This is a genomic window from Arthrobacter sp. zg.Y820 (assembly GCF_030125555.1).
Classification (GTDB): Bacteria; Actinomycetota; Actinomycetes; order Actinomycetales; family Micrococcaceae; genus Arthrobacter_B.
The window spans coordinates 202961-215722 of the sequence record NZ_JASKLX010000009.1; the positions used below are offsets into that span (position 1 = coordinate 202961).

14 protein-coding genes and 1 tRNA gene are annotated in these 12762 nt (G+C 64.9%); 10 read left to right on the top strand and 5 right to left on the bottom strand.

The genetic code is table 11. The features are described from left to right. Positions 1-60 precede the first annotated feature (60 nt). Complete coding sequence (locus tag QNN99_RS09880) at positions 61-606, bottom strand: GNAT family N-acetyltransferase (protein ID WP_229966283.1); 546 nt, start codon at positions 604-606, stop codon at positions 61-63. Between the two features lie 80 nt (positions 607-686). On the opposite strand from QNN99_RS09880, the gene QNN99_RS09885 reads away from it, so the two are divergent. Then, positions 687-1367 (top strand): DUF6308 family protein, encoded by a 681-nt coding sequence (locus tag QNN99_RS09885; protein ID WP_229966284.1) that lies wholly within the window; start codon positions 687-689, stop codon positions 1365-1367. 89 nt (positions 1368-1456) lie between these two features. Continuing rightward, positions 1457-1855 carry a hypothetical protein gene (locus tag QNN99_RS09890; RefSeq protein WP_229966285.1) on the top strand — a complete coding sequence of 133 codons (399 nt, stop codon included), beginning with the start codon at positions 1457-1459 and terminating at the stop codon, positions 1853-1855. A gap of 8 nt (positions 1856-1863) precedes the next feature. On the opposite strand, the gene QNN99_RS09895 is transcribed toward QNN99_RS09890, so the two are convergent. The 3 genes from QNN99_RS09895 to QNN99_RS09905 form a co-directional block, all read right to left on the bottom strand. After that, entirely contained in the window at positions 1864-3009 is a 1146-nt protein-coding gene (locus QNN99_RS09895; protein WP_229966286.1) for a glycerol dehydrogenase, read from the bottom strand. Between the two features lie 124 nt (positions 3010-3133). Next, on the bottom strand, positions 3134-4783 hold the full coding sequence (locus tag QNN99_RS09900; protein ID WP_229966287.1) for an ABC transporter permease: 1650 nt from the start codon (positions 4781-4783) through the stop codon (positions 3134-3136). Continuing rightward, complete coding sequence (locus QNN99_RS09905; protein WP_229966288.1) at positions 4780-5721, bottom strand: ABC transporter ATP-binding protein; 942 nt, start codon at positions 5719-5721, stop codon at positions 4780-4782. Before QNN99_RS09905 ends, QNN99_RS09900 begins: the two co-directional genes overlap by 4 nt. A gap of 207 nt (positions 5722-5928) precedes the next feature. On the opposite strand from QNN99_RS09905, the gene QNN99_RS09910 reads away from it, so the two are divergent. The 7 genes from QNN99_RS09910 (at position 5929) to QNN99_RS09940 (ending at position 11960) form a co-directional block, all read left to right on the top strand. Beyond that, complete coding sequence (locus QNN99_RS09910) at positions 5929-6546, top strand: DUF2867 domain-containing protein (RefSeq protein ID WP_229966289.1); 618 nt, start codon at positions 5929-5931, stop codon at positions 6544-6546. After that, on the top strand, positions 6533-7156 hold the full coding sequence (locus QNN99_RS09915; RefSeq protein ID WP_229966290.1) for a TetR/AcrR family transcriptional regulator: 624 nt from the start codon (positions 6533-6535) through the stop codon (positions 7154-7156). The genes QNN99_RS09910 and QNN99_RS09915 overlap by 14 nt, the downstream gene beginning before the upstream one ends. 50 nt (positions 7157-7206) lie before the next feature. Continuing rightward, positions 7207-7638 carry a LexA family protein gene (locus QNN99_RS09920; RefSeq protein WP_229966291.1) on the top strand — a complete coding sequence of 144 codons (432 nt, stop codon included), beginning with the start codon at positions 7207-7209 and terminating at the stop codon, positions 7636-7638. A gap of 33 nt (positions 7639-7671) precedes the next feature. Continuing rightward, positions 7672-8958: a Y-family DNA polymerase gene (locus QNN99_RS09925; protein WP_229966292.1), complete on the top strand. Its 1287-nt coding sequence runs from the start codon at positions 7672-7674 to the stop codon at positions 8956-8958. A gap of 309 nt (positions 8959-9267) precedes the next feature. Next, a complete protein-coding gene (locus QNN99_RS09930) occupies positions 9268-10176 on the top strand; it encodes an ABC transporter substrate-binding protein (RefSeq protein ID WP_229966293.1) in 909 nt (302 codons plus the stop codon). Positions 10177-10293: 117 nt separating this feature from the next. Beyond that, complete coding sequence (locus QNN99_RS09935; RefSeq protein ID WP_284015823.1) at positions 10294-11196, top strand: amino acid ABC transporter permease; 903 nt, start codon at positions 10294-10296, stop codon at positions 11194-11196. After that, positions 11193-11960, top strand: coding sequence for an amino acid ABC transporter ATP-binding protein (locus tag QNN99_RS09940; RefSeq protein WP_269439194.1), 768 nt, complete (start codon positions 11193-11195; stop codon positions 11958-11960). Before QNN99_RS09935 ends, QNN99_RS09940 begins: the two co-directional genes overlap by 4 nt. A 71-nt stretch (positions 11961-12031) precedes the next feature. On the opposite strand, the gene QNN99_RS09945 is transcribed toward QNN99_RS09940, so the two are convergent. Next, positions 12032-12104 (bottom strand) — tRNA-Ala (locus QNN99_RS09945). A gap of 229 nt (positions 12105-12333) precedes the next feature. Here QNN99_RS09945 and QNN99_RS09950 point away from each other — a divergent pair. Next, positions 12334-12750: a four-helix bundle copper-binding protein gene (locus QNN99_RS09950; RefSeq protein WP_229966295.1), complete on the top strand. Its 417-nt coding sequence runs from the start codon at positions 12334-12336 to the stop codon at positions 12748-12750. Positions 12751-12762: the final 12 nt, after the last annotated feature.

A 12762-nucleotide genomic window follows, 5' to 3' on the forward strand; every position in this document is an offset into this window, starting at 1 on the left:
TCCCCCGAAATTCTCGGCCGGCGGCCGGTTATTTGTTCAGAGTCTACGGAGAAGTCCGGTTCAGGCCGGGAGGTCATGCCATTCGAACCCTGTGGTGTCCTTGCTTTCCCAATCCTGGCGCAGAATCGCATAGGCCACCGATGCAACGCGGGGACCCTCAGCGGTGGGCCAGCCGAGACGGTAGTGCGCTTCCTTGAGGAAACCTGCACGGAGGAAGGTCTTGCGCATGGCGATGTTGTCCTCCCGCGTCTGGCCCTCAAACCGCACCGGTTCCGGAAACTGCTCAAACACCTTGGTGCACAGCGCGGCAAGCACCTTTGGCCCCAGGCCTTTGCCGCGGAACGCCTCGGCCAGGCGTAAATCAAACATGGGGGTGTCCTCGTCGAGGTCGTCCAGGACGACCAGCCCAATCCGCGCGCCGTCGTCGTCGATCCAGTAGCCGTGGGATTCCCCTGACCAGAAACGCCCGCTGGCCACGGCCTCACGGGCTGATTCCTCCGAATGCTCGGGCAGCACATGGAACGGAAACCGGTTGGTGGTCAGGAACCGAACCAGCTCGTCGGTGTCCCGTTTGGAATTCGCCATGGGACTGAAGGTAATGGGCATGGTGGGACTCTATAGAACGACAGTAGGGTGTGGAAGCAGCACCTGTTTTTAGGACTTTCCAACCCATCGACGGGGGAACCATGAAACGCGTTATTTCGACGGGCGAAATCACCGTTGATACGGCAGCGCAGAATCTGCGGGATTTCTTCACCGAAATTATGCCGCGCACCGGTTTGGTCCGCAGTAGTTCCCGGTTTGATTCCTGGGCCGGCGGCGGTGATGCCCCCGAAACGGTGAACCGGATTACCGCCGACGACCTAGTGGCTGCCTCCTTTCGGTCGGTGAAGATTCCACCGCGGACAGCCATAGCCGTTTTGGAGACCCGGGCGGAGGAGATCTCCGATCTCCTGGCGCAGATCCCAGCGGATGTGGACCTTCCCTACGCGGACCCGCAGCGGGATCTGGGTGCCGAGAGTGCCGCCCGGCAGCTGTGGAACCTGCTCCGCGGAAAGCACGACGACGCGGGCTGGGGCGTGGGACCGAGCACCACCAGCAAGATCATGGCTCGGAAACGGCCGCGGCTGATCCCGGTTTATGATTCCATCATCCGCCGGGTGACCGCGCTGCCCGGGCCCAAGGACCAGTGGCTCTACTGGCACACGTCCTATGCTGACGGTGTGCTGACCGAACGGTTGGCTGAAATTCGGGCCAAGTCCGGTATCACCGAACCTATTTCGGAACTGCGGCAACTGGATATCGTGCTCTGGATGCACGGCAAGCGGCAGGGTTTCGAACCGCAGGGCGAGGACCTCGAAAGCTGAACTCCGGCATAATCCAGCCAGCCCCGAGCGTCTCCAAGCGTCGTATCCGTCGCACCTCTCGTATATCTGTCGCATCTAAGGAAAAACCCATGAACACCAAATCCGGCACTGGTCCAGCACCCGAACGCGTCCAGCCGGACCCACCGGCCGACCCGCCCACACCGGAACGGGCAGCAGACAGCTCTTGGCTGGGGACGCCGTCGGGCATTGTGGCACTGGTCGCCCTGGTGCTCTCGGTCTTCCTGCCGCCCCTGTTTTTCCCGCTGGCGGGCCTGGCCTTCGTGCTGGCGGTCGTTGCCCTGGTCCGGCGCCGGCCGCGCCCGCGCAGCGCCCTGGTGGTAACGATCATCAGCGGGGTGCTGCTGCTGGTGGTCTTGGCGATCGGGATCCTGGTATCGGGAATGATTCTCCAGATGGAAGATTCCGGGGGATCCGGCGAGCCGGGGGCTCCTGCAGCCCCTGCGTCGGCGCCTGCGGAGCAGCCCTAGCTGCCGGTTCAGTCCGCCTTGTACGGCACTGGTTCGGGTAGCCCTGCTTCGCGGCGGACCCGCCGGGAAAACCGCTCGATGGATTTCAGGGCGGCCACCACATCGGCGGGTCCGACATCGAATGGCATGGACTTCATGGTCTCCCCCGGCACCGTGGACGCCTCCGCCACCAGATCGAGTTCGCGGGCGTCCTCGACTGACAGCCCCACTTCGGTCAGCGTGTTCGGCAAACCGACCCGCGTGGTGAATTCCACAAAATCTCGGACTTCCGCGGTCGGTGCACCCTCAAGCACCAGCTGGGTCAGCGAGCCGATGTTCACCTTCTGCCCGTGCGCCAACCCGTGCGTTTGCGGTGCTGCGGTCAGCCCGTTGTGAATGGCGTGCGCCGCCGCCAATCCGCCGGATTCGAAGCCGAGGCCGGAAAGCAGCGTATTGGCCTCAATAACCTTCTCCAGCGCCGGAGTCACCACATGGTCCCGCGCGGCATCAAGTGCCGGGAGTGCGAACTCCCAAAGAACGTCCCAACTCAGCCGGGCCAGCGCTGTGCCGGTCTGGGTGGGCAGGCCCCCGGCCATGGTCAGCGAGTTGGAGGCAGCGGTGGCGCGCGCTTCGAGCCAGGTCGCCAGCGCGTCTCCTACGCCGTAGGCCAGGAACGACGCCGGTGCATTGGCGACAATCTGCGAGTCCACCAGCACCAGGTCCGGGTTCCGCGAAAAGAATCGATACTCCTCAAAGGCTCCATCGGCGGTGTAGATGACGGCGAGGGCCGACGTCGGCGCATCAGTGGAAGCCACGGTGGGCACCGACGCCCAGCGGATGCCTGCCGCATCTCCGGCTGCCTTGCACGCGTCGATGGTGCTGCCGCCACCGACTCCCACCACCACGTCGGCGCCAGCAGCCCGAATGGCGCCGGTTAACCTGTCGATCTCGGCAGCGGTGGGGGTTCCGTTAAAAACTTCGCGGGTCAGCGGCAGCTCATGGGTCTGCAGCGAGGTGGTGACATCGTGGCCCACGAAACCCCAGACGACGTCGTCCGCCACCATGAGCGGAGTCTTGCCGATCTGTGCCAGGAACTCGCCCAGGCGGTGAATAGCGCCGGCACCCTGCACATAACGACCGGGACTGATTACGGTACGAATTGGTGTCTGCTTCATCAGGAACTCCTGGTCCGCGTGGAGGACGGCGGGTCAACCGCCGCCTTCAGCGTAGGGGGCTGCCCCACTCCACGGCTAGGGTGGCGCCGTCTTCCTCCGGAGCAGCCCTACGCCGCTCCGGACATCAAGAAGCCCCGACATCCCGGCGGCGGAACCCGACCAGACCGGCGACCGCCAAAACGGCGGCGAACAGACCCATCAGGACCAGCGGTTCAGCCACCAATTCAGCACTCGGAACCAGCGGGACGTGGGCAAGCGGTGAAAGGTCGGTGGCCCAATCGGGGAGGCCGAGCAGCGAACCCAGATACAGCACGACGGCGGCCCACACCACCGGCGCCCAGGCCAGGGGCAAGATTTTGGGGGCCAGGCCATACAGCGCGACGGCGATGGCTGCGGCCAGCGCGACGGCCGGCAAATAGGCGAGCGCAGCGAGCGTGAGCTTGCCGGCCCAGCCGGCGTCGCCGGTTCCCGCCCAGACGCCCATTCCGGTGCCGAACCCGCCCACCGCGGTGAGCAGGATCGTCTGCACGGCCACCACACCCAGCCAGCGGATGAGCAGCCCCGGCCGTGAGCTGCCGGTGACCAGCAGCTGCTCGACGCGGCCCGCATCTTCCTCGCCGCGCAGCCGCAGGACGCCGGAAACGCTGAAGATCAGCGGCGCGACCATGAGAAAGGAGAGGAGGGCGGAGGCGAAGCTGGTGGTCACGTCCGCCAGATCGACGGCGATCAGGTTCCCCAGCTCCGGAACATCGGCGAATGCGTCCTCCAGCGAGTTGGCCAGGGCACCAGACGCGGCTGCGAAGAGGAAGACGCCAGCTGCCCAGGCCGCAAAGGAACCGCGCAGCAGCCGGCTCGCAAGGCCCGCCGGCGAGAGCAGTGTGCGGGGGGCGGCCGCGGGCCCGGGGTGCGGCTGGCGAAGCCCGGCCCCCAGATCCCGCCGCTGGGCCAGATACACGGCCAGGGCCAGAAGCAGCACGGTCGCCACGGCGGCCAGCGCCAGCGGTTCCCAGCGCAGGTCCACATAGAAGCGGGCCTGCTGGGCCCACGCAAGCGGGGAGAACCAGGACAGCCACGAGCCCTGGTTGTTGATTACGTCGCCGATGCCGCGGATCAGGAAGGCGGCCGCCAGGACGGCCATCGCGGTTCCGGTTGCGCTGCGGGCGTGTTCCGTCAGCTGGGCGGACACCGCCGCCACGCCGGCGAAGACCAGGCCGGTGAGTGCCGTCCCGACGCCGAGGGCCACCGAACTGGCCATTTCCAGGCCCGACCCCGCAAGGGCAGCTATTGTTGCGGCACCGACAGCCGCATTGGCGACGGCAACCGTGAGCACCGCTGCGGCAGCCGGCGCGAACCGGCCCACGGGCAGCGCGCGCAGCATCTCCATCCGCCCGGATTCCTCCTCGGCGCGGGTGTGCCGGACCACCAGGAGGATGCTCATGATCGCCGCGGCCAGGAAAAGATACAGCGAGAGCTCGTTGGCGACCATGGCACCGAACGTGTAGTTCTCCAGCCCAAAAGCCGGCCCGGTCATCATGACCGCCGCGGGGTTGGCCATCAGGCCCGCCCGCGCCTGCAGCGCTTCCGGCGTGTTGTAGGTGACTTCGAAGCTGGCCATGGACCCGGCCACCGCGAGTCCGACCGCCAGGGTCCAGACCAGGATGCGGATCCGGTCCAGACGCAGGTTCAGCCGCAGCAGCCCGCCGGTGGCGGCCCACGGGGCTGAGGATCGCCGCTCGACGGCGGCGGGGCGGGAAACCGCGGCTGCGGTGCTCATCGGACTGCCTCTTCCGTGGCTGTCTCGCCGTAGTGGCGCAGGAACAACTCTTCCAGCGACGGCGGGGTAATGGTCAGGTTCTCGACGCCTGCGTCGGCGAGCAGCAGCAGGATGTCGTTGACGCGGGCGTTGTCGACGTCGAACCGCAGGTAACCGTCGTCAACGCTGAGGTTGTGCACTCCGGCGGCGGCGGAGAGGGCGGCGGGATCCGCCGTCGTCGTCGCGGTCACCGCGGAACGGGTCAGGTGGCGCAGCTGCCCCATGGTGCCCGTTTCGACGTCGCGTCCGGCGCGGATGATGGTCACTGTGTCGCACAGCTTCTCCACCTCGCCGAGGATGTGGCTGGAGAGCAGCACCGTGCGGCCGTCCTCCCGCAGGCTGCGGACCTCATCGGTGAACACCGCTTCCATCAGCGGATCCAGTCCGGAGGTGGGTTCGTCGAGGAGGTAGAGGTCGGCGTCGGAGGCGAGCGCAGCCACCAGGGCAACCTTTTGCCGGTTGCCCTTGGAATAGGTCCGCGCCTTCTTGGTGGGATCCAGTTCGAAGCGCTCGAGCAGTTCGGTGCGGCGTCGGGAACCCCGGCTACGCCGGGCGCCCTGCTCGCTGCCGTTGCGGCCGCTGTGCAGGCGGGTGAAGATGTCGATCGCTTCACCGCCGGTCAGGTTCGGCCAGAGGCTGGTATCCCCCGGAACATACGCGATGCGCCGGTGGATGGCGACGGCGTCAGCCCAGGGATCGAGTCCCAGGACTCGGGCGGTTCCGGCGTCCGCGCGCAGGACGCCGAGGAGGACGCGGATGGCTGTGGACTTTCCGGCGCCGTTTGGCCCGAGGAAGCCGGCCACCTGCCCGGGCTCGACGGCGAGCGAGAAGCCGTCCAGGGCGCGGGTTGAGCCGAAGGTCTTGACCAGATTGGCGGTTTCGATGGCGAGCTGGGTCATGAGGAACTCCGGTGCGATGAGGCGTTGCTGGGAGTGCTGTTGACTGGGCAGGCCGGCTGCCCGGAAGGCGGTTGACGGTCCTCAAGACGAAGACCATGGGCACCTGAAGCGAATCGATGTACCATATGGTACATCGATTCCTTGTGATGCACATCTCATTTTTTCCTCCATCTTCTCTCCCGATTTCCTCCGCAAGGAGACCTGACCATGGCACACCCATCCACGGAACATCCACCGGCAGACGGCCCCTGGCGAATCCATGAGGTCGCTCCTGATTTCCGCCTTTACGGAGTCTGGGACCTGCCCACCCCCGGCGGCGCCGGGGACTTCCCCAAACTGGTCCATCTGTTCGCCGCCGGAGATACCGCCGACAACCCCTCCCGCATCGCCCGCCTGCTTTTCCCCATTCGATGGAAGCTGGGCGCACTGTTCGGCTGGGACGGCGCCGGGGCCGGGATCGGCAGCCGGGTCCAGTCATTGCGCGAGCGGCTGCCATCCGATCTGCGCGAAGCCCCGCCCGGTCCGGCCTTTCCCACCCTCCCGTTCTCTCCGGTTTTCCTCCTGGAGCGAGAAGCTGCTGCCGAAATGGCCAACCGCACGGTGCACGGGGTGCTGCACCTGAGGTGGGTGCCTGACGAGGCCGGCGGCTACCACGGCCAAATGGCCGTACTGGTGAAGCCCAACGGCCTCCTGGGCCGAATGTACATGGCGGGGATTACTCCCTTCCGGCACCTGCTCGTCTATCCACCCCTGCTGCGCGGCATCGGAGAGGACTGGCGCCGCGCTGCGGCGCAGAGCAGCGCGGATCCGCATGGCCGGGCGTGAGGCCGGCTCCGGCCGGGAGCAGTTGCTGCAGGCCGCGTTGGCGTATTTTGCGGCGAATGGAGTGCACAACCAGAGCCTGCGCAGCCTCGCCGCAAACATTGGCACCAGCCATCGCATGCTCAACTATCACTTCGGCTCCCGCGAAGGGCTGCTGACCGAGGTGGTGGCAGCCGTCGAGCGCCGGCAACGGGAGGCGTACGCCAGCCTTTTCCGCGTCGACTCGGACCCTGCCGCCTCCCCGCGCGAGATGACCGCACTTTTTTGGAACCGCATGGTTGATGAAACATTGACCTACGGCCCGCTGGTATTCGAGCTTGCATCCCATGCCATGCAGGGCGAGCCGCATGCCCGCATTCTGAGGCAAACCCTGGTGGCCCCCTGGCTTGACGCCATGGAAGACAGTTTGGTTCGCGTGGGCTACGACCCCGGTACCGCCCGCATGCAGGCCCGGCTGGCCCTTGCCGTGGTCAACGGCCTGCTGTTTGACCTGCTGCTGACAGGCGACCGGGCCGGCGCGAGTGAGGCCCACGGCCACTTCCTGGACCTCATCGGCCTCGGCGACCGGACCTGGCCAGGCAGTGACGGCGCCGGCGGGGCGGTGCTAACCTGAGAGCACTCGAAAGTGTGTTCTAGAAAAGTCGATTCTTGGGAGGATGCGGCATGGCGGTTTTTTCCTCGAACCCTTCCCCGCGCTCCGGAGGCAACGACGCGGCTCCGGCCAACCGTTCATCAACGCTTCCCGCCGGGTTCGCCTCCCCCGCGCAGGACTATTACGACGCCGGCATCGACCTGAACCGGCATCTGATCCGCGATGCCACCTCCACGTTCATCATGCGGGTCTCCGGCGATGCCATGGACGGGGCCGGCATCAGCGACGGAGACGAGATCATCGTGGACCGGTCGCTGACGCCCAAGGACGGGTCCGTCGTCGTCGCCGTCCTGAACGGTGAATTGACCATCCGACGCCTGCTGCTCACCGGGCAGGGGATCTACCTGCACGCCGACAGCCCGGGATCGACTGACATCCGCGTACCCGATCCGGCCGAGCTGTCTGTCTGGGGCGTGGTGACCCGGTGCCTGCACCACGTCTGACCCCTCCCGCCTCCAGCAACCGGGAAGCCGCCCGTGGCTGAGCAGCAGCGTTTCGCCCTGGTGGACGTGAACAGTTTTTACGTCTCCTGCGAGCGCGTGTTCGATCCGAAGCTGGCCGGCATTCCCGTGGTGGTGCTCTCCAACAACGACGGCTGCGTGGTGGCGCGCTCCGATGAGGCCAAGGCGCTGGGCATCAAGACCGGGGATCCGTGGTTCAAGCTCGCCGAATCCGCCCCGAAGCTGGGCCTGGTGCAGCGCTCGAGCAACTATGAGCTGTACGGAGACCTGAGTTCGCGGGTGATGCAGCTGCTGGCCCGCTTTTCCTCGGAACAGGAAATCTACTCCATCGACGAGTGTTTCCTGCACCTCCACGGAACCGACGAGCAGCTGCGCAGCCGCGGCGCCGACATCCGCGCCGCGGCCGCGCGGAACATTGGCCTGCCGGTCTGCGTGGGAATCGGCGCCACCAAGACGCTGGCCAAATTCGCCAACCGGATTGCCAAACAGAATCCGCATCTGGGCGGAGTCTGCAACCTCGACACCCTGGGCCCCTCCGTCGTCGACACCATCATGTCCCGGGTGCCGGTGACCGGACTGTGGGGCGTGGGGTCGCGCAACGGTGCGCGGCTGAATGCACTGGGGATTCACACGGTCGCTGACCTGCGCGACGCCGATCCCGCCGTGATCCGCGCAAAGTTCTCGGTCGTGCTGCAGCGGACCGTGCTGGAACTGAACGGCACCGCGTGCATCCCGATGGAAACGGAATCCGCCGACAAGCAGCAGGTGCTCTTTTCCCGCAGCTTCGCGACGCCGGTGACCACCCGCGAATCGATGCGCCAGGTCATGAGCCTCTACGCCCAGAAGGCAGCCATCCGGCTGGCGAAGGAGGGCCAGCTCGCCACCGTAATGACGGTGTTTGCCGCGACATCCCGGTTCAACACGACGGCGGCATCCGCACCCTCGGTGACGGTGCGGCTGGAGCGGCCCACCGCGGATCCGCTGGTCCTCACCCGGGCGGCCATCACGGCGATGGACTCCCATGTGGTGGAGGGAGCACCGTATGCCAAGGCCGGCATCATGCTCACCGGCCTGTCCCCCGCCGGGGCGGAACCCGTTTTCGACCTGTTTGCCGCCGGCCCCGAACAGCCCGACATCGGTCCGCTGCTGGCCCAGGTCGCCGACAAGTACGGCGCGGCCAGCATCGGGCTGGGGCTGGCCGGCCTGGCCTCGGCCAAACCGGACTGGACCATGGCCCGGAAGTTCGCCTCGCCGCGCTTCACGACGGAATGGTCCGATCTGCCGGTGGTGAAGGCCGTTTAGGCGCGGGAGCTGCATGCGCCGGACCGAGGACGAATAGTTCCGGAACGGCGGAGCTTTTGCCGGCCGGGCAGCCGGCCAACACGCTGAGAACCGGGACGGCCCCGCCGTACTTGCAGGGAATCATGCCGCGTTGGCGGCGAACCAAAAATTTATGTGGATTCCGCATTCGACGCGGCAGTGACATCTTAAAAGTGGGCTAGAGTCGCTTTTCTAAGGATCGGGATCAATTCCAGACCTGTCACATAGCCCAAAATAGCCCGATCGCGCACGTCATGAATTATTCAGTCCAATTCAAATTGAGGACCAATTATGCGTGCCAAATACGCACTAACCGCACTCGCCGCAGGCTTGCTGCTGACCGGATGCGTCGACAACAGCGCCGCCGAAGCGCCTGCCGTGACCACGAGCGGCTCGGACGGCGGAGCAGAGACGATTACCGTCGAGAAGAATGAAGAACTGGCAGCAAAACTGCCGGCGAAGATCAGGGAGGCCGGGGTACTTAACGTCGGCATGGCAAACAACTACCCGCCAAATGAGTTCAAGGACCCGAATGGAGACCCGGCCGGCTGGTCGGTGGATCTCACCAATGCCCTGGGCCAGTCCCTTGGCCTGACGGTGAATTTCGACATTGGCACATTCGACAACATCATTCCCTCCGTGAATGCCGGCAAGGATGACATGGGCATGTCCTCCTTCACGGACACTGTTGAGCGTGAAAAGCAGGCCGATTTCATTAACTACTACTCGGCCGGCATTCAGTGGGCCTCCCCCCAGGGCAAGGACGTCGACCCCAATAACTCGTGCGGTCTCAAAGTTGCGGTTCAGACAACCACATACGAAGACACGCATGAGGTTCCCGCCAAGTCCAAGGCCTGCACGGACGCCGGGAAGCCAGCCATTGAGATTTTCCGGTACGACACCCAGGACCAGGCAACGAACGCCCTGGTCATCGGCCAGGTCGACGCCATGAGCGCTGACTCTCCAGTGACGCTGTACGCCATTTCGAAGAGCGACGGCAAGCTGCAGACCGCCGGCGATCCTTCCGAGGTCGCGCCTTACGGCATTCCGATGGCAAAGGGCTCCGAACTGACCCCTGTGCTCCAGGAGGCATTGCAGGCCCTCATCGATGACGGGACGTACAACGAGGTCCTGTCCAAGTGGGGCGTTGAAAGCGGCGGGGTCGAGACCGCCGCCCTTAACGTCGCCGCGAAAGGCTAGCTGATGGGGTCCCCCGGCGAAGGAACGGGCAGGCAGGCGTCCACGGACTCCCAAGAACTGGACGGTGCGCCGATCCGGGCCATTCCGCTGCGCCACCCGTGGCGGAACCTGGCCGCGGTGGCACTTGTCATCGCGCTCGGCGTGTTCATCATCGATGCAGCTCAACGTGAGGAGTACGGCTGGTCCGAGGTCGGCAAATACCTCTTCGACAAACGCATCAGCGAGGCAGCCCTGGCCACCCTGCAACTTACCGTTTACTCGATGGCGGCAGCCATTCTGCTGGGCCTGGTGCTGGCAATCATGCGCCTTTCCCCAAACCCCGTGGTCAGGAATATTGCCTGGCTCTATCTGTGGATCTTCCGCGGCACGCCTGTTTATGTGCAGCTCGTGTTTTGGGGAATTGTCGCCCTGATCTATCCGGTGTTCACCATCGGCATTCCCTTCATGGATCCTTGGGTCACCTTTGACAACGGAGTCTTCACTAACCTGTTCGTGACGGCTGTTATCGGGCTGGCGCTGAACGAAGCGGCGTACATGTCCGAGATTGTGCGCGCAGGTCTGCTCTCGGTGGATGAAGGCCAGGAGGAAGCGTCAACCGCCCTGGCATTGTCCTGGGGGCAAACAATGCGCTTTGTCGTGATTCCTCAAGCGATGAAGGTCATCATCCCGCCCACGGGCAACGAAGTCATCTCGATGCTGAAGACCACCTCCCTTGTCGCGGCGATCCCACTCAGTGTTGACCTCTACGGGGTGTCGCGGGGCATTTCCGCGGTGACCTTCACTCCAGTCCCGCTGCTCATCGTCGCTTCAATCTGGTATCTCCTGTTCACCTCGGTGCTGATGGTGGGGCAGCACTTTATTGAGAAGCGTTACTCCCGCGGGAGCGGACGCCGTGCAGAAAAAACAGCGGACCGGGGATCCTCCCCCACTCATCCTCAGGTTCCGGAAGGCCCGGCTGACGCCAGGGCTGCCGCTATCCTCGAAACGCCCACCGGCAAGGGAACAGGAGGCAAGGGATGACCGGCACCCCAATGGTCCACGCCGATCGCGTGTCCAAGAGCTACGGCACCAACACCGTGTTGCGCAGCATGAGCCTTACCGTGAACACGGGAGAGGTCCTGTGCATTGTGGGGCCCAGCGGCTCCGGGAAATCCACCTTCCTGCGCTGCATCAACCACCTTGAACGGGTTGACGCAGGCCGGCTCACCGTAGAAGGAACACTCGTCGGGTACCGACAGAAAGGCGACAAGCTCTACGAGCTTCGACCTGCGGAAGCCTCGTTCCAACGCCGGGAAATCGGCATGGTCTTCCAGCGTTTCAACCTTTTCCCGCATCTCACGGCCGTTGAGAATGTTGCTTTGGCACCCATGCGCGTGAAGCGCAGGTCCCGGGCCGATGCAACAAACCAGGCCATGGAATTGCTGACCCGCGTCGGACTTGGCGACAAGGCCGACTATTATCCGGCGCATCTCTCGGGCGGCCAGCAGCAACGCGTGGCCATCGCCAGGGCACTCGCCATGGAACCCAAACTCATGTTGTTCGATGAGCCGACCAGCGCCCTCGATCCAGAACTCGTCGGAGAAGTCCTGGATGTCATGAAGGAGCTCGCATCGACCGGGATGACCATGATCGTTGTGACGCATGAGATGGGATTTGCGCGTGAGGTCGCGGATTCATTGGTCTTCATGGACGGCGGCGTCGTCATTGAGTCCGGAGATCCGAAACAGGTCCTGACAGCACCTCGACACGAACGGACCAAGGCGTTTCTTTCGAAGGTTCTGTAAGTCGCCGGACACCGCACATGCGAAAAGGCTGCCCCGCATCATGCGGGGCAGCCTTTTCGACTTTGCGTCTGTGGAGCTTAGGGGAATCGAACCCCTGACCTTTTCATTGCGAACGAAACGCTCTACCAACTGAGCTAAAGCCCCAGCCCGGCACGAGACCGGACGGCTCCGAAGAGCTAACCCCGATTCTAGACCCGGGCACAGGCTCCGGCGCAAATCGGCCGGCAGCAAACATGCACTGATCGACGCCGATCCGCGCCCGACCTCTGCCTCCGGTCTCGCGGCGCGGCTATCCTGAACGCCCGGGCCGGCATTGAGCCCAACTGCATCTCCCCGACCGTGCCGTTAGGCGAAGCGAAAAAGGAGCAGCACCATGTCCCTCATCGAAGATGTGCTCAGTGAACGGCCCGACGGCGCGGGAACAGATCTGCTGGCCGTCTCCACCTGCGTCATCGCCTGCTTCGACTGCGTGCAGGTCTGTACCGCCTGCGCCGATGCCTGCCTCAGCGAAGACATGCTCGGCGACATGGTCGAATGCATCCGCAAGGACCTGAACTGCGCCGATATCTGCGCAGCCACCGGGACCGTGGTGGCCCGCACCGGAACCCGGTATTCGGGCTACGACGGCAGCACCACGGCACTGCTGCGTGCCTGCGCAGCCGCCTGCCGCCAATGCGCCGAAGAGTGTGCCCAGCATGCCGCCGAACACGGGCACTGCCGGATTTGCGCCGAAACCTGCCGCCGCTGCGCCGCCATGTGCGAGGAACTGCTGGCCGTGATGGCCCGGTAAACCGCCGGAACG

Excerpts from the sequence above, each read along its gene's own strand:
- QNN99_RS09880 (WP_229966283.1), bottom strand. The coding sequence starts at position 606 with ATGCCCATTACCTTCAGTCCCATGGCGAATTCCAAACGGGACACCGAC.
- QNN99_RS09885 (WP_229966284.1), top strand. The coding sequence starts at position 687 with ATGAAACGCGTTATTTCGACGGGCGAAATCACCGTTGATACGGCAGCG.
- QNN99_RS09890 (WP_229966285.1), top strand. The coding sequence starts at position 1,457 with ATGAACACCAAATCCGGCACTGGTCCAGCACCCGAACGCGTCCAGCCG.
- QNN99_RS09895 (WP_229966286.1), bottom strand. The coding sequence starts at position 3,009 with ATGAAGCAGACACCAATTCGTACCGTAATCAGTCCCGGTCGTTATGTG.
- QNN99_RS09900 (WP_229966287.1), bottom strand. The coding sequence starts at position 4,783 with ATGAGCACCGCAGCCGCGGTTTCCCGCCCCGCCGCCGTCGAGCGGCGA.
- QNN99_RS09905 (WP_229966288.1), bottom strand. The coding sequence starts at position 5,721 with ATGACCCAGCTCGCCATCGAAACCGCCAATCTGGTCAAGACCTTCGGC.
- QNN99_RS09910 (WP_229966289.1), top strand. The coding sequence starts at position 5,929 with ATGGCACACCCATCCACGGAACATCCACCGGCAGACGGCCCCTGGCGA.
- QNN99_RS09915 (WP_229966290.1), top strand. The coding sequence starts at position 6,533 with ATGGCCGGGCGTGAGGCCGGCTCCGGCCGGGAGCAGTTGCTGCAGGCC.
- QNN99_RS09920 (WP_229966291.1), top strand. The coding sequence starts at position 7,207 with ATGGCGGTTTTTTCCTCGAACCCTTCCCCGCGCTCCGGAGGCAACGAC.
- QNN99_RS09930 (WP_229966293.1), top strand. The coding sequence starts at position 9,268 with ATGCGTGCCAAATACGCACTAACCGCACTCGCCGCAGGCTTGCTGCTG.
- QNN99_RS09940 (WP_269439194.1), top strand. The coding sequence starts at position 11,193 with ATGACCGGCACCCCAATGGTCCACGCCGATCGCGTGTCCAAGAGCTAC.
- QNN99_RS09950 (WP_229966295.1), top strand. The coding sequence starts at position 12,334 with ATGTCCCTCATCGAAGATGTGCTCAGTGAACGGCCCGACGGCGCGGGA.